This is a genomic window from Pseudomonas sp. UF-293 (assembly GCF_058245595.1).
This window is the reverse complement of record NZ_JBSICA010000004.1, coordinates 164,923-187,185: the sequence shown is the minus strand read 5'-3', so window position 1 is coordinate 187,185 and position 22,263 is coordinate 164,923. Positions and strand designations below refer to the sequence as shown.

The window sequence follows — 22,263 nt, the reverse complement described above, 5'->3', positions numbered from 1 at the left end:
ACATGACTGTCTGCCCCGGCGGTTGACGCCACTCGTGAAAAGCGAGCGTATTGAGCTGATCAGTTGATCAGTTGCCGCCCACCGGTGGCACGGCGTCAAAGATCATGGCCACGGAACCGGTGTAATCACCCGGCTGGAAGTTGCTGCCCTTGGCGGAGATTTTCAGCGGTGCGCGATAGTTGACGTCAGACTCTGATTCACCAACGACCATTTGCGGGGTCAGGGTCAGTTCCTTGTTGTTGAGCATCACTTGCAGGTCGATCGAAGTGTTGCCGGCAACCAGTTTCGGCTGGCTTTCGAGGCTGGCGTGTACCGAACCGTTGTTGTTGCGCACGTCGAAGAAACCATTGACTTCGGCCATCTTGCCGGTGGTCGGCTGGTAGCTCATGTCCTGGTCCTTGTTGACCAGATCCGGATCGGTTGGCACCACGTAGAAGCCGTTGGTTGGCACGTGAGCGACGAGGCTGATGGAGTGCGACGCTTCGCCGGCAGCGAAGGCACCGGTGGAGGTCATTGCCAGAAGAGCCAGTGGTGCAGCGATTGCGAATTTCTTGAACATCGTTCAGTACCTGTTTGCTTTATATAAGGGGGTTGTCATTAAAAGTTCATGAACCCTTTGCTTATCGAGCACCGGAGCAACTTGAACTTTCAACGGGGGGCATCATCGGCTGTTGTCTCTGGAATGTAAGCAGGCAACTTCCGACAAGCGCGTAGTTAAACAACCACGCACCCCGCCAGAAAAAAGAACAAAAAACAGATACTTGCGTTATTCGCTGTAAGTTGCGCCCTACACACAGTTATCCTGAAAACACCACACAGCAACTTTGCCGCTTTAGATCAGCAACTTTGGTGACATTAGAATATATACTCAAGAGCAACTAGAGCGATAACTTTAACTCCCAGGTTACCGCGCCGCCGAGCAGCAAAAAAACCGATCCACTGTTTTTTTCCAGCGATCGACCACTCGTCCGCCGAGGCAGCACGCAGAGAAAAACATCTTGCGCGAGCCTTAAGATATATCTTAAGTTGTATCTAAATACGACGAGAGAGAAGTGAAATGAGAGACCATCATTCCCCCCACCGCGAGCATGGCGACGGCCGCGACGGCTTCGAGAAGCGCCCCGGTCGCGAACGCGGCGGCCGCGGCCCTCGGGTGTTCGCCCCCGGTGATCTGAAATTGCTGTTGCTGGCTTTGATCGCCGAACAGCCATGCCACGGCTACGACCTTATCCGCCAGATCGAAGGCATGTTCGACGGCGCCTACAGCCCCAGTCCCGGGGTGATCTACCCGACGCTGACCTTTCTGGAAGAGAGCGACCTGATCGTCGGCGATGCCAAGGCCGGCAAAAAACGTTACAGCGTGACCGACGCCGGTCGTCTGTCTTTAACTGAACAGGCCGTGGCGCTCGACGGCGTGCGCATGCGCATCGATGTCAGCAAGCGCTCGCTGCGCGGCCATGATCGTCCGGCGGAAATCCATGAAGCGGTGCACAACCTGCGCCATGCCCTGCAGTTGCATCACGGCCGCTGGAGCGCCGAAGAAATCCTGCGCGTGCGCGACCTGCTCAACGACACCGCCAAAGCCATCGTTGACGGCCCTGCCGTACAACCTGCCCCGGAGAAAGCCGAATGACAGCAGTCGATACTCAAACCATTCACCGTGTGATGCACGAAATCAAACGGCGCAAGCTTGAAGTGCTGCGCGTCACCGACCTGACCCCGCGCATGCGCCGCATCACTCTTGGCGGGCCGGAACTGGCCGGGTTCATCAGCTTGGGCACGGACGATCACGTCAAACTGCTGTTCCCGCAGACCGCCGAACAGGCCGCAGCGCTGGAGACAATGCAGCTCGGCGCCGGCAAGGACAACGGTCCGATGCCGCAAATGCGCGACTACACACCGCGTCGCTACGACCTGGAGAAAATGGAGCTGGACATCGATTTCGTCCTGCATGGCGATGGCCCTGCCTCGACTTGGGCGGAGCAGGCCCAGCCGGGGCAATTCCTGCACATTGGCGGGCCGCGCGGGTCGATGATCGTGCCGGACATCTTTGATAGCTACCTGCTGATCGGCGACGAAACCGCCCTCCCCGCCATCGCCCGCCGCCTCGAAGGCCTGGCGGCGAATCGCAAGGCGCTGGTGGTGATCGAAGTGGAAAACGGCGCCGAGCAGCAAGTGCTGGAAAGCGCCGCGCCGTTCAATGTGATCTGGGTGCTGCGCGAAGGTGGCAAGGACAACCTGCTGACCACGGTCAAACAACTGCAGGTGCCAAAGGGCAATCTGTATGCGTGGGTGGCGACGGAAACCAAGGTCTCACGGCAGATTCGCCGGGTGCTGATCGATGAGCATGGACTGGATGAGCAGTTCATCAAAGCGGTCGGCTACTGGCGCGCGGAAGGCTCTGAGCAAGACGAGTGATCTCTTCCTGCCCCCTATCAACCTTGTGGGAGCGAGCCTGCTCGCGAAGGCGCCAGCACAGCCGAAAGATTTGCTGACCGACGCTTCGCATTCGCGAGCAGGCTCGCTCCCACATTGGATCTCAACTTCGTGCGGACAATCTGCGGTCGAGGCCGATAATCAGCAGGCCCACCAGCACAAACCCCACCAATATCCCCCCGGCATTCGCCAGCACCTGTGGATAACCCAACACCGCCACATCTATGAACGGATATGCATACGCACCCAGCAGGTGCCCGCGCAGCATCGCGTAAATGAAATACACCAGCGGATAGATCAGCCATAGCGGCAAGTGCCACAGGCGCAACGTGCCTTTGGGTACGCAGCACCACCAATAGCCGAGAAACAGCAGCGGCATGACGTCATGGAGCAACTCATCGGCAACAAACTGCCAGCCTTCGGGATGCCACAAATGCCGCAGCAGAATGCTGTAGGCCAGACCGACCACGGCGATGCTAACGGCAATGCCACTGCTGACCCACGGTTGCAGAAACCAGCGCCGCGCGGCGGATTCGCGCTCACTCACGGCGCAGGTCAGCACCGTCGCCACCAGCGTGTTGGTCAATATTGTGAAGTAACTGAAGAAACCCACCAGCCCGCCCAGCAGGCTGGCGCCGATGCTCAATCGTGCGAAGAGAATCAGGTACAGCTGAATCGTCAGACCGGCCCAGCCCAGAACGGCCAGGCAAGTGATCAGGCGTCGCCGCCTCGCGCTGTCCATCTCAGAGTGGTCGCTTGGTGCGCATCAGCTTGATGTACAGGCGCTCGACCTTCTCCCGCGCCCACGGGGTCTTACGCAGAAAGGTCAGGCTCGACTTGATGCTCGGATCGCTCTTGAAGCAACGGATGTCGATGCGCTCGGCCAGCCCCGACCACTCGTAGTGGGCGACCAATGCATTGAGGATCTGTTCGAGGGTCACGCCGTGCAGCGGATCGGGGGATTGTTCGTTCATGCCGGGCCTTTGGGCGAAGTGGAAATGCGTAAAGCCGCGCACCTTAGCCGAGGGGCTGAGCGGGTGGAAGGCCTTCCTGCAAATGTAGGCCAACCCGGGAAGATCGCAGGCTGACAGCCGCCCGACAATGCGCCCGTTTGCCGCACTGTTACCGAATCCGAAACGCTGCATGTCTGCAAAAGCCCTTTCTCAATTTGTTACAGATCATTATCCTGCCGCCCTTCCGCTGAAACGCTTCACTGCCTGCGACAATCTGAAGCGCTCGGCCTGCACCCGTAAAACATCAAAAAAAGACTTTATTCATGGCTGATTTTTCCTCCTTCCGAGATAGCGCTACCCTCGCGCTGCGCACCTTCGGCGGCTGCACCGCCCTTGGCCTTGCCACCTGCGTCCAGGCAGCTCCAGCCTTCGACAGTGAGTCACCGTACATGCTCGGTGACTGGAACGGCACGCGCGCAGAACTCGCGGAAAAAGGCTACGACTTCAAACTCGATTACACCGGCGAAATGGGCAGCAACCTGCACGGCGGCTATGACCACGACCGCACCGCGCGCTACAGCGATCAGTTCGGCCTCGGCACCCATCTGGATCTGCAGAAGATCCTTGGCTGGAACGACGCCGAGTTCCAACTGACCATCACCAAACGCAGCGGCAACAACATCAGCAATGACCGCATCAACGACCCGCGTGTTGGCGGCTTCACTTCGGCGCAGGAAGTCTGGGGCCGTGGCCAGACTACGCGCCTGACGCAGATGTGGTACCAGCAGAAGTTTTTCGATCAGAAGCTCGACATCAAGGTCGGCCGGTTCGGCGAAGGCGAAGACTTCAACAGCTTCCCCTGCGACTTCCAGAACCTGGCGTTCTGTGGCTCGCAGGTTGGCAACTGGGTCGGAGGCATCTGGTACAACTGGCCGGTCAGCCAATGGGCGCTGCGGGTCAAGTATCACCTGACGCCGGAGCTGTACGCGCAGGTCGGTGGTTACGAGCAGAACCCGTCGAACCTTGATCGCGGCAACGGCTTCAAGCTCAGCGGCAGCGGCACCCAGGGCGCGATCCTGCCGGTTGAGCTGGTATGGACGCCGAAGCTCAACGGCCTGCCGGGCGAATACCGCGCCGGTTATTACTACAGCAACGCCAAGGCCTCTGACGTTTATAAAGATCGCAATGACCAACCGGCAGCGCTAAGCGGCGAAGCCTACCGCAGCGCGTCGAGCAAGCACGGTGTGTGGCTGGGCCTGCAGCAGCAGGTTACCAGTGTCGCCAGCGATAACAGCCGGGGGTTGAGCCTGTTCGCCAACGCGACGATGCACGACAAGAAAACCAACGCCATCGACAACTACGTGCAGGCCGGCCTGACCTACAAAGGCCCGTTCGACGCCCGCGCCAAGGACGACATCGGTTTCGCCCTGGCCCGCGTCCACGTCAACCCGGCCTATCGCAAGAACGCCGAAATGACTAACCGCGCCAACGCCATCTACGACTACGACAATCCGGCGTTCCTGCCACCGCAGGACACCGAGTACAGCGCCGAGCTGTATTACGGCGTGCACGTGACCAATTGGCTGACCGTACGCCCGAACCTGCAATACATCCGCCACCCCGGTGGCGTGAACGACGTCGACGACGCCCTGATCGGCGGAATCAAGATCCAGTCGTCGTTCTAAAAAACGCCACAAGGCCCTGTGGGAGCTGGCTTGCCAGCGATAGCAATCTGTCTGGCGATTTCAGTGTTGGATGTGCAATCGCCATCGCTGGCAAGCCAGCTCCCACAGGGATCCATGGAATTCATTAGCCGAACAAGTTTTTATCTGAACCATGCCTGCGCCAAATCGTCATCTAAAGTGACTACAGCGCGGGACTACATAAACGTCACGGAGAATCACACTATGAGCACCGAAAGTGCTTCGAGTCGGGGCCGTCTGCTACCGGGCCTGCTCGGCATTCTGCTTCTACTGATGGGCCTGGCCATGCTGGCCGGGGGAGTCAAGCTGAGCATGCTCGGCGGCTCGCTTTACTATCTGCTGGCCGGTATCGGCATCGCATTGACCGGCGTTCTGCTGCTGATGCGCCGTCGTGCGGCGCTGGGCCTGTACGCCATCGTGCTGTTTGCCAGCACCGTCTGGGCGCTGTGGGAAGTCGGTCTGGACTGGTGGCAACTGGTGCCGCGTCTGGCGATGCTGTTCGCCCTCGGTCTGGTGATGCTGCTGCCGTGGTTCCGTCGCCCGCTGCTGCTCAACGGACCTGCCCCGATGGGCACCGGCGCGCTGACCGTAGCGGTGGTGCTGGCCGGCCTGACCGCTGTAGCCAGTCAGTTCACCAACCCTGGGGAAATCAAAGGCCAACTGGACCGCGACAGCGTCGACGGCATGACCAACACCGCCCCGGCCATGCCCGACGGTGACTGGAACTCCTACGGCCGCAGCGCCCACGGTGATCGTTACTCGCCACTGGCGCAGATCACCCCGGCCAACGTGAGCAAGCTGGTCCCGGCCTGGACCTACCGCACCGGCGACATCCCGGGGCCGAACGATCCGGGCGAAACCACGGCTGAAAATACCCCGCTGAAAGTCAACGGCATGCTCTACGTGTGCACACCGCACAGCCAGGTGATTGCGCTGGATCCGGACAGCGGCAAGGAAATCTGGCGCTTCGATCCGAAGCTGAGCACGCAGAACGCGGCCAACTTCAAAGGCTGGGCGCACATGACCTGCCGTGGCGTGAGCTATCACGACGACGCGGTCTATGCCTCCGAGCAGAGCCCGACCGGTTCGGCCAGCCCGGCCCCGGCCAGCGCTTGCCCGCGCCGCATCTTCCTGCCAACCGCCGACACTCGTCTGATCGCCCTGAACGCCGACACCGGCAAAATGTGCGAAGACTTTGGCGACAAAGGCCAGGTCGACCTGAGCGCCAACATCGGTGGTTTCAACGCCGGCGGCTACTACTCCACTTCGCCACCTGCGGTCACCAAGGACCTGGTGGTCATTGGCGGCCACGTCACCGACAACGTTTCCACCGACGAGCCTAGCGGCGTGATCCGTGCGTTCGACGTGCACACCGGCAAACTGGTGTGGAACTGGGACAGCGGCAACCCGGACGACACCGCGCCGATTGCCGAAGGCAAGACCTATACGCGCAACTCGCCCAACATGTGGTCGATGTTTGCCGTCGATGAAAAACTCGGCATGCTCTACCTGCCGATGGGCAACCAGACCCCGGACCAGTTCGGTGGCATGCGTACGCCTGAATCGGAACTGCACGCCGCTGGCCTGACCGCGCTGGACATCGCCACCGGTAAAGTGCGCTGGAACTTCCAGTTCACCCACCACGACCTGTGGGATATGGACGTCGGCGGTCAACCGACCGTGATGGACATCAAAACCGCTGACGGCGTCAAGCCAGCGGTACTGGCGTCGACCAAGCAGGGCAGCATCTACGTGCTGGATCGCAGCACCGGCAAAGCCATCGTGCCGATCAACGAAATCCCGGTGCCACAAGGCGCGGTGGAAGGCGACCACACTTCGCCGACCCAACCGAAATCCGACCTCAACTTCATGCCGCCGCCCCTCAAAGAGCGCGACATGTGGGGTGTGACGCCATTCGACCAGATGCTCTGCCGGATCGACTTCAAATCCCTGCGTTATGACGGCCCGTTCACCCCGCCGTCGCTGCAAGGATCGATCGTGTATCCAGGCAACTTCGGCGTGTTCGACTGGGGCGGCATCTCGGTCGATCCGGTGCGCCAGATCGCCTTCGTCAACCCGAGCTACATGGCGTTCCGTTCGAAACTGGTACCGGCTGCAGAAGTTGCCGGCGGCCCGGGTCGCAAGAGCGAAACCGAAGGCGTGCAGCCTAACAAGGGCGCGCCATACGGGGTGATCCTCGAAGCGCTGCTGTCGCCGATGGGCCTGCCATGCCAGGCGCCAGCGTGGGGTTATGTGGCGGCGGTCGACCTGACCACCAGCAAAACCATCTGGATGCACAAAAACGGCACCGTGCGCGACAGCTCGCCGGTTCCGATCCCGCTGAGCATGGGCGTACCGAGCCTGGGCGGCACCTTCACCACCGCCGGTGGCGTGGCCTTCCTGAGCGGCACCCTCGACCAGTACCTGCGCGCCTACGACGTGAAAAACGGCAAGCAATTGTGGGAAGGCCGCCTGCCAGCCGGCGCGCAAACCACTCCGATGACGTACACCGGCAAGGACGGCAAGCAATACGTGCTCGTCGTCGCCGGCGGTCACGGCTCGCTGGGCACCAAGCAAGGTGACTATGTGATTGCGTACAAGCTGTCTGAGTAAGCGTTAGCGACAGGTAAAGAAAAGGCGATGTTCCGCAATGGACATCGCCTTTTTTGTGCACGCAATTTGGACAGCACCGCGAATACTTGTGGGAGCGAGCCTGCTCGCGAAGTCGTCGGCACATTCGGCAGTTGGAGTGACTGACACTGCGCTTTCGCGAGCAAGCCTGCCTTGATCAGACCTACACATCCTATATAACTCCGACCAAGAAGCCTCATCGCGAACAAGTATAAAAACCTGTCAGAGATGACAGTTTCCAGGTTTTAACTTCTGGCTCAGTCTTCCTGTTCCAAATTAATCAGGCACAGGAAACACCCATGACGAATGCAAAGGCTTCTCCAGCAATTTGGGTAAACGGTACGCTTAACGTTGATGTAAAAGGCACCATTGGCGGCACGTCGGTCACTCTGACCAGCTTCCTGTCGACCAGCATTTCTGCGTCTCCCAGCGCACTGGGCGGTTACGATTTTTCTTTCGAAGATAACCACGGTTCTTCGAACAGACGCTCCCTCTCCCTCTCGCTTCGCGAGCTGCTGGCCCCTTCAATCGCTGGCTACTTTGAATATGTCGTGACCGAACGAGGTATTCAGCCTTATGACTATGAAGTGACATCCTCTTCCAGCGTTGCCGTAAGCAAACTCAATAGCGGCCTGTACTTATACTCCCTCGATAATTTGCAAATTTCCGCCACGGCAGTCCACGGTGATGAAACGCGTGAGCTCACCGGTAACGGATACTTTTTTCTTCAAGAGCTGACTTACCCTATCTAGCAAGCAGGTCGGGATTTCAGTCATCGGGATAATCGTGCGTCTGCCTTTGCGTCATATAGAGGTAACTGACGGAAGACGCACGCCGACGTGAAATACCGAGCCGAGCTCAAGTTCTGAAACAAATCAAAACCCGCACTTCACCACTCAACAGGATGAGCGCAAGCTCCGCTCCAACAAATAGCCCCCCAAAAAACCCAACGACATGGTCGGTGCAAAGGCCGCCAAGTCTTAAGAAAAACCCTGTCATAACCCTGAACACACAAGCAGAAACACCCCCGCCCCATTGAAACCACCTCACCCCTGCCCCATCTAAGACCCATACCCCATTGCGCAGGTGCCCCATGACCGACCAGCAAGATCGCCCGGACAACCACGACGATTACGAAACCGACCACATCGAACACACCTCCTCCGGCACCGGCCTGGCGCTGCCCGGGCAAAACCTGCCGGACAAGGTCTACATCATCCCGATCCACAACCGCCCGTTCTTCCCGGCCCAGGTCCTGCCGGTCATCGTCAACGAAGAACCGTGGGCCGAGACCCTCGAACTGGTCAGCAAATCCGAACACCATTCCCTGGCCCTGTTCTTCATGGACACGCCCCAGGAAGACCCGCGCCACTTCGACACCGGCGCCCTTCCCGAATACGGCACGCTGGTCAAGGTTCACCACGCCAGCCGCGAGAACGGCAAACTGCAGTTCGTCGCCCAAGGTCTGAGCCGTGTGCGCATCAAGACCTGGCTCAAGCACCACCGCCCACCGTATCTGGTCGAAGTCGAATACCCGCACCAGCCGACCGAGCCGACCGACGAGGTCAAGGCTTACGGCATGGCCCTGATCAACGCGATCAAGGAACTGCTGCCGCTCAATCCGCTGTACAGCGAAGAGCTGAAGAACTACCTCAACCGCTTCAGCCCCAACGATCCGTCGCCGCTGACCGACTTCGCCGCCGCCCTGACCTCCGCCACCGGCCCCGAGCTGCAAGAAGTGCTCGACTGCGTACCGATGCTCAAGCGCATGGAAAAAGTCCTGCCGATGCTGCGCAAGGAAGTCGAAGTCGCGCGCCTGCAGAAAGAGATTTCCGCCGAAGTCAACCGCAAGATCGGCGAGCATCAGCGCGAGTTTTTCCTTAAGGAACAGCTCAAGGTGATCCAGCAGGAACTTGGCCTGACCAAGGACGACCGCAGCGCCGACCTCGAGCAATTCCAGCAGCGCCTCGAAGGCAAAACCCTGCCGGCGCAGGTGCACAAACGCCTCGAAGAAGAAACCCACAAACTGTCGATCCTCGAAACCGGCTCGCCGGAATACGCGGTCACCCGCAATTATCTGGACTGGGCAACTTCGGTGCCGTGGGGCGTTTACGGCGAGGACAAACTCGACCTCAAGCACGCACGCAAAGTCCTCGACAAGCACCACGCGGGTCTGGACGACATCAAGGATCGCATCCTCGAATTCCTCGCAGTGGGTGCCTACAAAGGCGAGATCAGCGGTTCGATCGTGCTGCTGGTCGGCCCGCCGGGCGTGGGTAAAACCAGCGTCGGCAAATCCATCGCCGAATCCCTCGGGCGGCCGTTCTACCGCTTCAGCCTCGGCGGCATGCGCGACGAAGCCGAAATCAAGGGCCACCGCCGCACTTACATCGGCGCGCAGCCGGGCAAACTGGTGCAGGCGTTGAAAGACGTCGAGGTGATGAACCCGGTGATCATGCTCGACGAGATCGACAAAATGGGCCAGAGCTACCAGGGCGACCCGGCTTCGGCGTTGCTGGAAACCCTCGATCCTGAGCAGAACGTCGAATTCCTCGACCACTACCTCGATCTGCGCATGGATCTGTCGAAGGTCCTGTTCGTCTGCACCGCCAACACCCTCGACTCGATCCCCGGCCCGCTACTCGACCGTATGGAAGTGATTCGCCTGTCCGGCTACATCACTGAAGAAAAAGTCGCCATCGCCAAGCGTCACCTGTGGCCGAAACTGCTGGAAAAGGCCGGCGTGTCCAAAGGCAGCCTGAGCATCAGCGACACCGCACTCAAAGCCTTGATCGACGGTTACGCCCGTGAAGCCGGCGTGCGTCAGCTGGAAAAGCAAATGGGCAAATTGGTGCGCAAAGCGGTGATGAAGCTGATCGACGACCCGAAAACGGTGATCAAACTGGGGCCGAAAGACCTCGAAGCCTCGCTCGGCCATCCGGTGTTCCGCAACGAACAAGTGCTGTCCGGCACCGGGGTCATCACCGGCTTGGCGTGGACCAGCATGGGTGGCGCGACCTTGCCGATCGAAGCCACGCGGATTCACACACTCAACCGTGGGTTCAAACTCACCGGGCAACTGGGCGATGTGATGAAAGAATCGGCGGAGATCGCCTACAGCTACGTCAGCTCGCACCTCAAGCAATTTGGCGGTGACGCGAAGTTCTTCGACGAAGCCTTCGTCCACCTGCACGTACCGGAAGGCGCGACCCCGAAGGACGGCCCGAGCGCGGGCGTGACCATGGCCAGCGCTCTGCTCTCCCTCGCACGCAATCAACCGCCGAAAAAAGGCGTGGCGATGACGGGCGAGTTGACGCTGACCGGGCATGTACTGCCGATCGGCGGCGTGCGCGAGAAGGTGATCGCAGCGCGCCGGCAGAAGATTTTCGAGTTGATTCTGCCGGAGCCGAACCGGGGTAACTTCGAGGAATTGCCGGACTACCTGAAGGAAGGGATTACCGTGCACTTTGCCAAGCGGTTTGCGGATGTGGCGAAGGTGCTCTTCTGACAATCATGTAGTACCTGCTATATCGCTTTCGCGAGCAGGCTCGCTCCCACAGGGTGATGCGGTGAATACAAAAACTGTCGACACCGCTTATCACTGTGGGAGCGAGCCTGCTCGCGAAGGCGGCAACTCTGGCGATGCCAATTTCCCGAACGTCACACTTCGTCTCATCTTCAGTTATGCTCGCCGTTCGTCGTAACCGCCGGAGCTGCTGACCCATGTCCCCCACTCGCCTGTTTCTCCCCCTCGCCCTTTCCTTGCTGGCCGGTTGCGCCACGCAACCGAAACACAACGTGACCGTGGAAAAACAAAGCGAATGCCCCGTGCGGCTCACCACCGGGCAAAACCTGATCATCAGCCTGCCAAGCAACCCGACCACCGGCTACCGCTGGGCGATTCAGTATTCCGCTGGCGGCGTATTGCGCGCGCTCAGCCCCGAGGTTTACAGCAATCCGGAAGATGCCGGAGTGGTTGGCGCAGCGGGGGTTTCGACCTGGCGCTTCCAGGCCTTCGCAGCCGGCACCGGGCGTTTGCGCCTGACCTCGCAACAACCGTGGGCACCGGAAGTGCTGCCTGTGGAAATCTTTGACTGCGCGATTTCCGTGAACTGACTGCGGCAAACCGCGCTGGCTTCTTCGCGAGCAGGCTCGCGCCCACAGATCACCATGATCCCCTGTGGGAGCGAGCCTGCTCGCAAAAGCCATATCCCGGACGGCGAGAATTACACCCGGTTCGGTGCTTTATCAGACAACCCAAGCATCCCCGCGCCACTTTGGCTAAAATGCCGGCCTTTTCCACCGACACCGCCGGACGCCGCCGTGAGCAAAGAACCCGATCGCCTATTCGCCCAGCCTTTGGCCCAAGTGCCTGACTTCGCCTTCAACGAAGACGTGGTGCGGGTGTTCCCGGACATGATCAAGCGCTCGGTGCCGGGTTATCCGACCATCGTCGAAAACCTCGGCGTGCTCGCCGCGCAATTCGCTCAGCCCAACAGCGTGCTTTACGATCTCGGCTCGTCACTGGGTGCCGTGACTCAAGCCCTGCGCCGCCACGTGCGCACCGACGGTTGCCGGGTCATCGCTGTGGATAACTCGGCGGCGATGGTCGAGCGTTGCCGCGAATACCTCAACGGTCAGGATTCGATGTTTCAGGAATTGCTGCCGGTCGAAGTCATCGAAGGCGACATTCTCGCCCTCGATTTCCAACCTGCCTCGGTAGTGGCGCTGAACTTCACCCTGCAATTCATCGCCCCGGACCAGCGCACCGCGTTGCTCTCGCGCATTCGCCAATCGTTGTTGCCCGGCGGCGCGCTGATTCTCTCGGAGAAGCTGCGCTTCAACGATGCCGAAGAGCATGCGCTGCTCACCGATCTGCACGTGGCGTTCAAACGCGCCAACGGCTACAGCGAACTCGAAATCGCCCAGAAGCGCAGCGCCATCGAAAACGTCATGAAGCCCGACAGCCTCGAAGAACACCGCGAACGCCTGCTGGCCGCCGGCTTCTCGAAAGTCGTGCCGTGGTTCCAGTGTCTTAACTTTGCCTCGTTGATTGCCTTGCCATGATTGATCTGTCCCCCCTCGCCCGCCGTCTGGCCGGTACACCGCTGGCCGAATGGGCCAACACCCTGCAAGCGCAACTCGACAAGAAAATGGAGAAAGGCCACGGCGATCTGGAGCGCTGGCAAAGTGCGCTGGATGCGTTGCCGAAGATTCAGCCGAGCGAAGTCGATTTGCTCAATGGCCTGACACTCGACACCGTTTGCGACGACGACACTCGCGCGCAAATGCGCACCGCGCTGATGGGGCTGTCGCCGTGGCGCAAAGGGCCGTTCGATCTGTTTGGTGTGCATGTCGACACCGAATGGCGCTCGGACTGGAAGTGGTCGCGCGTCTCCCCACACCTGGACCTGAAGGGCAAACGCATTCTCGATGTCGGCTGCGGCAACGGCTACTACATGTGGCGCATGCTCGGCGCCGGTGCCGACAGCGTGATCGGCGTCGACCCGAACTGGCTGTTCTTCTGCCAGTTCCAGGCGGTGCAGCGTTATCTGTCAGAGCCGAATGCCTGGCACCTGCCGTTCCCGTTCGAAGACCTGCCGCCGAATCTGGAAGGCTTCGACACGGTGTTTTCCATGGGCGTGTTCTACCACCGCCGCTCGCCGATCGAGCATTTGCTGGCGCTGAAGGATTGCCTGGTCAAGGGCGGCGAACTGGTGCTGGAAACCCTGGTGGTCGAAGGCGACAAGCATCAGGTGCTGGTGCCGGAAGATCGCTACGCGCAGATGCGCAACGTGTGGTTCTTGCCGTCAGTGCCGGCGCTGGAATTGTGGCTGCGACGGGCCGGGTTCACCGATATTCGCTGCGTGGATGTCAGCACCACGACGGTTGAGGAACAACGCGGCACCGAATGGATGAAGTATCAGTCGCTGAGCGATTTCCTTGATCCGGCGGATCACAGCAAAACGATCGAAGGGCTGCCGGCGCCGATGCGGGCGGTGATTGTCGCGAAGAAGTAACCCAACCTCACAAACAACTGATATGCCCGCTCCCACATTTCAACCGTTGAAATGCGCGCTTTTGTGGGAGCGGGCTTGCCCGCGAAAGCGGTGTGACAGACACCAATGATGTTGAATGTGCCGACGCCTTCGCGAGCAGGCTCGCTCCCACCTTTCAATCGCATTGCTGCCGTTGGAATGCGCTCTTTTGTGGGAGCGGGCTTGCTCGCGAAAGCGGTGTGACGGACACCATTGATGTTGAATGTGCTGACGATTTCGCGAGCAGGCTCGCTCCCACCTTTCAATCGCATGTCTGCCGTTGGAATGCGCTCTTTTGTGGGAGCGGGCTTGCCCGCGAAAGCGGTGTGACGGACACCATTGATGTTGAATGTGCCGTGGCCTTCGCGAGCAGGCTCGTTCCCACCTTTCAATCGCATGTCTGCCGTTGGAATGCGCGCTTTTGTGGGAGCGGGCTTGCTCGCGAAAGCGGTGTGACAGACACCATTGATGTCGAATGTGCCGACGCCTTCGCGAGCAGGCTCGCTCCCACAATGTAGCGGTGTCGTAACCCCAGATCACATGCGCAGCCGTGCCCATGTGGGAGCGAGCCTGCTCGCGAAGAGGGTGTGTCAGGCAATACATTCGGTGACTGACAGAATGCCTTCGCGAGCAGGCCCGCTCCCACAATGAATCCGTGTTTATTCAGCGGGTTTTGTGCGTCTGACGCGGAAAAATTCGGTCAACACTGCCCCACACTCTTCAGCCAGCACCCCACCCTCATACAACACCCGGTGATTCAAAAAGCCCTGGGTAAAAAACTGCCCCTGACTTTGTACAATCCCGGCTTTGGGCTCCAGCGCGCCATACACCACCCGCGCCACCCGCGAATGCACGATCAGCCCGGCGCACATGCTGCACGGTTCCAGCGTTACATACAGCGTGCTGCCCGGCAGGCGATAGTTATCCACTGCCTGCGCCGCCGCGCGGATCGCGACCATCTCCGCATGGGCACTCGGGTCGCTGGTGCTGATCGGGCAATTGAAGCCGCGTCCGATGATCTCGCCGTCCTGCACCAGCACCGCGCCTACCGGCACTTCGCCGAGGGCTGCGCCTTGTGCGGCGAGTGTCAGGGCTTCGCGCATGAAGTCGCGGTCGCGGCTGCGGTCGATGATCGCCGCCGGGCGGATCTGGCGCATCACTTCACCTCGATCGCGGCCATCAGGCCGGTTTCCATGTGGTCGATGACATGGCAATGGAACATCCACACCCCCGGGTTATCCGCCACCAGCGCCACTTGCGCACGCTCGTTCTTGCCCAGCAGATAGGTGTCGGTGAAATACGGAACGACTTTGTGCCGGTTCGACGCGATCACCTTGAAGCTCATGCCGTGCAGGTGGATCGGGTGCTGGTATTGGGTCATGTTCTTCAGTTCGAAAATATAGCTCTGGCCCAGTTTCAGACTGGCGATCGGTCGGTCAGCACACGTCTTGTCGGTGATGTCCCAGGCCTTGCCGTTGATCTGCCACAGGCTCGGCGGTTTGCCGTTTTCGGTATTCACCGAAACCGAGCCGACCCATTCGAAATTGAAGTTGAGTTTCTCCGCATTGGCCAGATCCGGCTCGGCCACCGGGTTGGCCGGCAGCGCTTTCGGCCAATCCGTCGGCGCATCGGTGTTGGCGACTGAACGCAGCGTGCCCAGACGCACCGGGCCATTGCGCAGCGACAACTCTTCGCCCGCCGCCGGTGCCTTGATCGCCAGGCAAATGCGCATGCCGGGGCCGAGCCAGTATTCCTTGCCCAATGGCCGAGGCTCGACCGGGTTGCCATCCAGCGCGTAGATTTTCGCTTCAACGCCAGGAATATTGATGCGATAGGTCAGGGTGTTGTCGAGGTTGAGCAAACGCACCCGGGTGATCTGCCCGGCCGGCAGATCAATCACCGGCAACGGCACACCATTGATCGTCGACAGGCGCCCCGCCGTGCCGCCACGGGCTGCTTCGCGCGGGATGCTGAATTCAACAAACTGACCTTGCTCGTCGACATGCCAGTTCTTCAGGCTCAGAGTTTTCTCGTACTTGAAACCGGTGGGCTCGCGCTCTTCGATGATCAGCGGCCCGACCAGCCCGCGACCCAGTTCTTCACTGCTGCTGACATGCGGGTGATACCAGTAGCTGCCGGCGTCCGGCACGCGGAATTTATAGTCGAAGTATTCGCCCGGCAGCACCGGCAGCTGCGATACGTAGGGCACGCCGTCCATTTCCAGCGGCAGGCGGATGCCGTGCCAGTGAATGGTGGTCGCCACCGGCAGATGGTTGATGAAACGCACCCGCAACCATTCGCCCTGACGCACGCGCAGCTCGGTGCCCGGCGCCGACGGACCGAACGCCCAGGCCTCGGTCTTGTGCCCCGGCACCAGCTCCACGTCGAGCGGCGCGGCGATCAGTTCATAGTCGTGGCCGGCCTCGGCGTCGGCCATTTTCCCCAGCCAGTAACGCGACGCGCCTCCCGCGCCTACGCCAACGACAACAAGACCGGCCAGGCCACCGAGGATTTGGCGACGGGTAAAGGACATGAACTCAACTACCTCACGTATCAGCGACGGACCCCGAGGGATCCGCAAAAAGGCGAATACGATACACCCGCAGTTGAGAAACAGTAAGGGCGACCTGCGGCCGCACGTCTTGTCAGCCCTGCGCGCGCAGCCCGGTGATCAGGTGCAGCACGCCGCCTTCAAGGCACATGACGCCCGCCACACCGGCGACACTCAGCGCCTGACGGTCGATCCGCGCCTCGTCATGCAGCGCCACCCGCACCCGGGTCAACGCCACCGGCTGCTGTGACTTGAGGTTAGCCACACCGCCCAGCGCGGCAACAACTTCTGCGCTCAATCCGGCCACCGGATCGACGGCGGCTTTCACCTCATCCGGGACCAGATCTGGCGTCAGTGCTTTCCAGAATGCCTGCTGCAATTTGTCGAACATGTTCAATTCTCCATAACCGGCGAGGCATCGACTTTCGCCCCATGAAACTGCTGCAAGGCTTCGCGCACGTCACCGGCGCTTTCCAGGTTCGAGACTTGTTCGGCGATGATCCGACAGTCCGCCAGAGTCACTTCGCGCACCGCCGACTTGATCGCCGGAATCAACGGCACGCTCACCGACAGCTCATCCACGCCCAGTCCCAGCAACAACGGCACCGCGAGACGTTCAGACGCCATGGCGCCACAGACGCCGACCCATTTGCCGTGGCTATGCGCAGCCTTCACCGTCATGGCAATCAGGCGCAGTACCGAAGGATGAAAGCTGTCCGCCTGGCTGGCCAGACGCGGGTGATCACGATCCATGGCCAAGGTGTACTGGGTAAGGTCATTGGTGCCGATGGAGAAAAAATCCACGTGAGGCGCCAGCACATCGGCCATCAGCGCAGCGGCGGGCACTTCGATCATGATTCCCAGTTTCGGCAGTTGCGCCAGGCCCAGCACTCGCGCCTCCTGTTCGAGAATCTGCCGCGCCAGACGCAGCTCGGCCAGATTGCTGACCATTGGCAACATGATGTGCAAACGCGTCAGTTCACAGCAGGCGAGGATTGCGCGGAACTGCTCACGCAACAATTGCGGGCGCTCAAGGCACAGGCGAATGCCGCGCAAACCAAGGAAGGGATTGGTTTCGCTGTCCATCGGTACATAGGCCAGCGGCTTGTCCCCGCCGACATCGAGGGTGCGCACCACCAGATTGTGTGCCCGCCCGATGGTGCGGGCGATGGCGCTGTAGGTGGCCACTTGTTCATCGTGGCTCGGCGCTTGCTGGCGCCCCAGGTAGAGAAACTCCGAACGCAGCAGGCCAACGCCACTCGCGCCCAGCTCCATGGCCTGGGCGGTTTCGCCCTGCGAGGCAACGTTGGCGGTGACTTCGATGTGCTGACCGTCACGGGTGCAGGCCGCCTCGCTGGCCTGGGCCAGTTCCTGCTGATGACGCTGGCGCTGGCGCTCATGCCGCGTGCGCAATTGATCGATGGACTCGGCGTCCGGGTGCAACTGCAATTCGCCTTTGTCGGCATCAAGCAGCACCCGCGTGCCGTTGCCGAGCCCGAGCATTTGCAGCGGCATACCGCAAATCGCCGGCAAGCCGCAGGCTCGCGCGAGGATCGCGACATGGCTGGTGGCGCCGCCGCCAACGGTGGCAAACCCGAGCACCTTGCGCGTATCGAGCCCGGCAGTCTGTGAAGGAGTCAACTGATCGGCGATCAGAATGGTGTCGTCCGGCAACTCCAGCGTCTGCTCGTGAACACCGAGGATCAGCTTCAGCACGCGCTGGCCGACATCATCCAGATCCGCCGCACGTTCGGCCAGCAAGGCGTTGCCCAGCGAGCGAAACATTGCCGCCGTTGCGTCGGTGCTGGTCTTCCAGGCAAACGCCGCGCTTTTGCCCGCGTCGATCAGCGCCCTGGCCTGATCCAGCAGGCTCGGGTCGGCCAGCAGTTCCTGATGCGCCTTGAAAATCTCCGCCTGCGCCTGGCCGCTGGCGGTGTCACGTAGATGTTGCAAAGCCATGTCGGCTTCGATCAGTGCCTGGCTCAACGCCTCCAGTTCGACTGGCGGCTCGGCGCCGAACTCGTTGACCATGAGCGATGCTTCGACGATCTGCATGACTTGCCCCAGTGCCGAACCGGGCGAGGCACAGACACCGCGCAGGATGTTCGGCATTTCTGCGGCGACGACTTCGACTGGCGCGGGCGCCGTGACAGCTTCGCCGCAGCCTTCAGTCAGCAAGCGGGTCAGCGCTTCGACAGCCGCCTCGGCGTCTTCACCTTCGGCGCTGACCCGCACGCTGTCGCCATGGACCGTCTGCAAAGCCATGATCGCCACCAGGGATTTGCCATTGGCTTGCGCTTGCAGTTTGTGCAGATGGATGGTCGCTGAAAATGCTTTCGCCGCTTGGGCGAAGACTGCCGCCGGCCGCGCGTGCAGACCATTGGGATTGGGCAGGTTGATCGGCGGCGAGAACATCGCATCGCCCGGCACCGGCGCTGGATGTTCGCCGGCGGCTGCGCCGACCACGACGTCCAGTACTGGCTGGCCCACCTCGACCCACCCGGTTGAGCCTACGAGTGAATCGAACGGCTCGCCGCTGACCACCAGCATCAAGGTCAACAAACTGCGCGCATGCAGGGCAATATAGTCAGCATCGAAGTCGATCAGCGCCTGCCCCGCTTCGACCCGCTGCCCGGCTTCAACGCGGCGGGTGAATCCTTCGCCGGCGAGATTCACCGTGTCCAGGCCGATGTGCATCAACACCTGAACACCCGCATCATTGGTGATGGTGAGCGCATGCCCGCTGGCCTGCACATCACTGACCACGCCGGCCAATGGTGCGCAGAGGGTTGACGAAGTCGGGTCGATGCACAAACCGTCGCCGATGATCCGCCCGGCAAATACCGGGTCGGGGACCTGATCCAGCGCCATCAGCACGCCGGATAAAGGAGCCAGCAGCTGCAATTGTTGGGGTGTGGCCATGACATCACCTGAGCTTGTATTGATTGAATGAGCGGTCGCAGCCGCTTTGCTTATTTCCACCAGTATTCAACCTGCAGCCCGACATTGGCGCCGTGCCGTGCGTTGCCGAAGGCCCCCGTGTCGGACAGCGCCGAACCTTTGGCCAACAGGTTGGCGGCACGCTTGGCCGCCTGATTCCAGCTGGCATAGGTGTAATACAGACGCACTTCAGGGCGCGCCCAGAATTCCGGGCCTTTGGGTGACCACGTCGGCGCGAAGGTGAATTTGCTCAGCTTGCGCGTGCCGTCCGCCGCCTCGACCTGGTCGTGACCCAGTTCGGTCACCAGTTTGAACTGCTCGCTCAGCGCATAGGCCGGGCGTACGCCGAGCGACAACCAGTTCTGGTCGGCGCCGCCCTGACGAATATCCTTTTGATACACCGCCTGGAATTGTCCGCCAAAACGCGGCGTCATTTGCCAGTCGAAGAACTCGACGATGCGATAGCTCTTGTTGCGGTCATCGAGCCTGACGTTACCGGTATAGCCCAAACCGGTGCCCGGCCCTTCACCGTATTGCAGCGCCAGTTTGTTCTTGCCGCCGAAAAAGGCCTGCTGCACGTGCTGAGTGGTGATCGCCCAGCCACGGTGGGCGTCGCGACTGTCGGGCTTGTCGATGTAGCTCAGGCCAAACTCCAGTTCACCGCCCGGGTTACTGTTGAAACCGCCGACGTTGAAGTCGTGCCGATTGATGTAATCCTTTTGGTAAAGATTGTCCTTGCGCGAAAAGGCGTAGCTGTATTTCAAGCCACCGATCAACACGTCTTCGATACCGCCGCCGGTGGCGCTCTGGTTCCAGTAGTAGAAATCGGAAATGTGGATGTCGTTGCGTTTGTAGTAGCGCCGCCCCGCCCACAGCGAGCCACCATTGAGCGCAGGCATCGCCGACCATTGTGCGTACGCCTGCGGCAAGCGAATCGAGCCGTTGTCTTCCTTGAATGTCAGGCTGCGATCGTAGCGGTTGTACAACGACGCCATGCCGTCGACGCTCAGCACCGAACCGTCGTCGAGGGTGTACAGATCCTGGCGCAACTCGATCTCGCCGTACTGCTCGCATTCGTTACCAAGGCGATATTTGGTCTGCGCGCCAGGCAACTGGAAACACGACTGGCTGCTGCTGTTGACCGAAGTGCCGACACCGCTGCGCAGATAGCCGCCAAACTCCAGCGCCTGTGAAGACGTAGGCATTGCCAGACAAAATCCGGCGACTGCCAAGCTGTAATTCATGGTTGTTTTCATATGCCACCCATTGTTTTTATTGTGTGGTCGCAGGAATTCAGCGCGCACAAATCCCCCGCGCAGCGTTCTGCGTGTTTTTTCAAAGGTTGTTATTCAGTTAAAAATCAGGGGTCGGTCAGGTGCAGCACAAAGGATTCGTAAGGTCGCAAGTGCAGCAACCGTGTGCGTTGCGGACAGTCCGGGTAGTTGCTGATCAACAAACGCTGTTCCTGGGATTCGTCGATCAGCGCCGGTAGCTCGACATCACACGCGGTGCCATAGAAGTTGTTCACCACCAGTAAACGTTCACCCGCCCCCTCGCGCAGGTACGCCCAGACTTGTGGGTGCTCCGGCAACAACTGGCGATAGACGCCGTCGGAGATCAGCGCTTCAGTGCGGCGCAAGGCGATCAGGCGGCGATAGTGATGCAGCACCGATTCCGGGTCGTGCAGTTGATGGGCGACGTTGATCTGCGCAGCATTGGCCGGCACGCCAATCCAGGATTCACCACTTGTAAAACCAGCATTGTGCCCGGCATGCCAGTGCATCGGCGTGCGCCCGTTGTCGCGGGATTTCTGCATGATCGCCGCCATGTTGTCGAGATCGCTTGCCCCCGCTTCACGCTTGAGGCGAAAAATATTCAGCGTCTCGACATCGCGGTACTGCTCGATGCTCTCGAAGCCGGGATTGGTCATGCCCAGTTCTTCACCTTGATAAACGAACGGCGTGCCCTGCAGAAAGTGCAGCGCCGTGCCGAGCATCTTCGCCGACAGCTCGCGGTGTTCGCCGTCAGTGCCGAACCGCGAGACCACGCGTGGCTGATCGTGGTTACACCAGAACAGCGCATTCCAGCCGCCGCCCGCCTGCATGCCGGTCTGCCAGTCGGAAAGAATCTGCTTGAGCTGGAGGAAGTCGAAATCGGCGCGGACCCATTTCTGCAGGTTCGGGTAATCGACCTTCAAGTGATGAAAGTTGAAGGTCATCGACAATTCTTTTGACTGCGGATTGGAGTAGCGGATGCAGTGTTCGAGGCGGGTCGACGACATCTCGCCGACGTTGATCAGCTCATGCCCCTCGAAGACTTCGCGGTGCATTTGCTGCAAGTACGCATGCACGTTAGGCCCATCGGTATAGAAGCACCGACCGTCGCTGTCATCTTCGGGGAAGTCCGCCGGTTTGGAGATCAGATTGATCACGTCCAGACGAAAGCCTCCGACGCCCTTGTCGCGCCAGAAACGCATCATCTTGAACACTTCGTCGCGGACCTTGGGGTTGTCCCAGTTGAGGTCGGCCTGAGTGTGGTCGAACAGGTGCAGATAGTATTGGCCGGTCTGCGCCTCGTATTCCCAGGCCGAGCCACCGAACTTGGATTCCCAATTGTTCGGCTGGTCGCGCCAGATATAGAAGTCGCGGTAAGAGTTGTCGAGGCTGCTGCGCGCCTGCTGGAACCAGACATGCTCGATGGAGGTGTGGTTGACCACGATGTCGAGCATCAGCTTGATTCCGCGTTTGCCCGCTTCGGCGATCAGCAGTTCGCAATCGGCCATGCTGCCGTAGCTCGGATCGACCGCGTAGTAGTCGCTGATGTCGTAGCCGTTATCGCGCTGCGGCGAGCGCAGGAACGGCGTGATCCACAGGTAATCGACCCCCAGCCATTGCAGGTAATCGAGCTTGGCGACGATGCCGAGCAGGTCGCCAGTGGCGTTGCCCGCATGGCTGTGAAAGCTCTTCGGGTAGATCTGGTAGATCACCGAACGTTGCCAGTCTTGCATGGCG

Annotated in this window: 20 protein-coding genes; 10 read left to right on the top strand and 10 right to left on the bottom strand. The window is 60.4% G+C overall.

The genetic code is table 11. From position 1 onward, the window contains the following. Positions 1 to 67: 67 nt before the first annotated feature. The gene (locus tag AC4IHP_RS07405) at positions 68 to 559 is read right to left on the bottom strand and encodes a CS1 type fimbrial major subunit (RefSeq protein WP_460121216.1); all 492 of its coding nucleotides are present in this window, start codon (positions 557 to 559) and stop codon (positions 68 to 70) included. A gap of 498 nt (positions 560 to 1,057) precedes the next feature. Here AC4IHP_RS07405 and AC4IHP_RS07400 point away from each other — a divergent pair, with 498 nt between their 5' ends. Both AC4IHP_RS07400 and AC4IHP_RS07395 read left to right on the top strand, forming a co-directional pair. Beyond that, positions 1,058 to 1,633 (top strand): PadR family transcriptional regulator, encoded by a 576-nt coding sequence (locus AC4IHP_RS07400; protein ID WP_490831328.1) that lies wholly within the window; start codon positions 1,058 to 1,060, stop codon positions 1,631 to 1,633. Then, on the top strand, positions 1,630 to 2,418 hold the full coding sequence (locus tag AC4IHP_RS07395) for a siderophore-interacting protein (RefSeq protein ID WP_460121220.1): 789 nt from the start codon (positions 1,630 to 1,632) through the stop codon (positions 2,416 to 2,418). Before AC4IHP_RS07400 ends, AC4IHP_RS07395 begins: the two co-directional genes overlap by 4 nt. A gap of 121 nt (positions 2,419 to 2,539) precedes the next feature. Here AC4IHP_RS07395 and AC4IHP_RS07390 read toward each other — a convergent pair whose 3' ends face one another. Together AC4IHP_RS07390 and AC4IHP_RS07385 are read right to left on the bottom strand one after the other, a co-directional pair. Then, a complete protein-coding gene (locus tag AC4IHP_RS07390) occupies positions 2,540 to 3,178 on the bottom strand; it encodes a Pr6Pr family membrane protein (protein WP_490831327.1) in 639 nt (212 codons plus the stop codon). Position 3,179: 1 nt separating this feature from the next. Next, positions 3,180 to 3,410: a VF530 family protein gene (locus AC4IHP_RS07385; protein ID WP_490831326.1), complete on the bottom strand. Its 231-nt coding sequence runs from the start codon at positions 3,408 to 3,410 to the stop codon at positions 3,180 to 3,182. A gap of 169 nt (positions 3,411 to 3,579) precedes the next feature. Between AC4IHP_RS07385 and AC4IHP_RS07380 the strand changes: the two genes are divergently transcribed. The 8 genes from AC4IHP_RS07380 to cmoB all read left to right on the top strand — a co-directional run bounded on the left by AC4IHP_RS07380 (position 3,580) and on the right by cmoB (position 13,743). Further along, a complete protein-coding gene (locus tag AC4IHP_RS07380; RefSeq protein ID WP_160292038.1) occupies positions 3,580 to 3,720 on the top strand; it encodes a hypothetical protein in 141 nt (46 codons plus the stop codon). Continuing rightward, positions 3,713 to 5,074, top strand: a complete 1,362-nt coding sequence (locus tag AC4IHP_RS07375) for a carbohydrate porin (protein ID WP_490831325.1) — start codon at positions 3,713 to 3,715, stop codon at positions 5,072 to 5,074. Before AC4IHP_RS07380 ends, AC4IHP_RS07375 begins: the two co-directional genes overlap by 8 nt. 222 nt (positions 5,075 to 5,296) lie before the next feature. Further along, complete coding sequence (locus AC4IHP_RS07370; protein ID WP_460121227.1) at positions 5,297 to 7,705, top strand: glucose/quinate/shikimate family membrane-bound PQQ-dependent dehydrogenase; 2,409 nt, start codon at positions 5,297 to 5,299, stop codon at positions 7,703 to 7,705. Positions 7,706 to 8,022: 317 nt separating this feature from the next. Then, positions 8,023 to 8,475, top strand: a complete 453-nt coding sequence (locus tag AC4IHP_RS07365; RefSeq protein WP_460121229.1) for a hypothetical protein — start codon at positions 8,023 to 8,025, stop codon at positions 8,473 to 8,475. A gap of 341 nt (positions 8,476 to 8,816) precedes the next feature. Continuing rightward, a complete protein-coding gene (gene lon, locus AC4IHP_RS07360) occupies positions 8,817 to 11,231 on the top strand; it encodes an endopeptidase La (protein ID WP_490831324.1) in 2,415 nt (804 codons plus the stop codon). 215 nt (positions 11,232 to 11,446) lie between these two features. Then, positions 11,447 to 11,839: a protease inhibitor I42 family protein gene (locus AC4IHP_RS07355; protein ID WP_490831323.1), complete on the top strand. Its 393-nt coding sequence runs from the start codon at positions 11,447 to 11,449 to the stop codon at positions 11,837 to 11,839. Positions 11,840 to 12,046: 207 nt separating this feature from the next. After that, positions 12,047 to 12,790: a carboxy-S-adenosyl-L-methionine synthase CmoA gene (cmoA, locus tag AC4IHP_RS07350; protein WP_203419370.1), complete on the top strand. Its 744-nt coding sequence runs from the start codon at positions 12,047 to 12,049 to the stop codon at positions 12,788 to 12,790. Beyond that, complete coding sequence (gene cmoB / locus AC4IHP_RS07345) at positions 12,787 to 13,743, top strand: tRNA 5-methoxyuridine(34)/uridine 5-oxyacetic acid(34) synthase CmoB (protein ID WP_490831322.1); 957 nt, start codon at positions 12,787 to 12,789, stop codon at positions 13,741 to 13,743. Before cmoA ends, cmoB begins: the two co-directional genes overlap by 4 nt. On the opposite strand, the gene AC4IHP_RS07340 is transcribed toward cmoB, so the two are convergent. The 7 genes from AC4IHP_RS07340 to treC form a co-directional block, all read right to left on the bottom strand. Next, the gene (locus AC4IHP_RS07340; RefSeq protein WP_490831321.1) at positions 13,680 to 14,159 is read right to left on the bottom strand and encodes a hypothetical protein; all 480 of its coding nucleotides are present in this window, start codon (positions 14,157 to 14,159) and stop codon (positions 13,680 to 13,682) included. The genes cmoB and AC4IHP_RS07340 overlap by 64 nt on opposite strands. Positions 14,160 to 14,420: 261 nt before the next feature. After that, positions 14,421 to 14,918 carry a tRNA adenosine(34) deaminase TadA gene (tadA, locus tag AC4IHP_RS07335; protein WP_490831320.1) on the bottom strand — a complete coding sequence of 166 codons (498 nt, stop codon included), beginning with the start codon at positions 14,916 to 14,918 and terminating at the stop codon, positions 14,421 to 14,423. Next, the gene (locus tag AC4IHP_RS07330) at positions 14,918 to 16,294 is read right to left on the bottom strand and encodes a multicopper oxidase family protein (RefSeq protein ID WP_065616645.1); all 1,377 of its coding nucleotides are present in this window, start codon (positions 16,292 to 16,294) and stop codon (positions 14,918 to 14,920) included. The genes tadA and AC4IHP_RS07330 overlap by 1 nt, the downstream gene beginning before the upstream one ends. A gap of 112 nt (positions 16,295 to 16,406) precedes the next feature. Next, positions 16,407 to 16,703 (bottom strand): PTS sugar transporter subunit IIB, encoded by a 297-nt coding sequence (locus AC4IHP_RS07325; protein ID WP_434766624.1) that lies wholly within the window; start codon positions 16,701 to 16,703, stop codon positions 16,407 to 16,409. A 2-nt stretch (positions 16,704 to 16,705) separates the two neighbouring features. Further along, positions 16,706 to 19,234 (bottom strand): phosphoenolpyruvate--protein phosphotransferase, encoded by a 2,529-nt coding sequence (ptsP, locus tag AC4IHP_RS07320; RefSeq protein WP_490831319.1) that lies wholly within the window; start codon positions 19,232 to 19,234, stop codon positions 16,706 to 16,708. Positions 19,235 to 19,284: 50 nt separating this feature from the next. Beyond that, entirely contained in the window at positions 19,285 to 20,508 is a 1,224-nt protein-coding gene (locus tag AC4IHP_RS07315) for a maltoporin (protein WP_490831318.1), read from the bottom strand. A 104-nt stretch (positions 20,509 to 20,612) separates the two neighbouring features. After that, positions 20,613 to 22,259 carry an alpha,alpha-phosphotrehalase gene (gene treC, locus AC4IHP_RS07310; RefSeq protein ID WP_490831317.1) on the bottom strand — a complete coding sequence of 549 codons (1,647 nt, stop codon included), beginning with the start codon at positions 22,257 to 22,259 and terminating at the stop codon, positions 20,613 to 20,615. Positions 22,260 to 22,263: the final 4 nt, after the last annotated feature.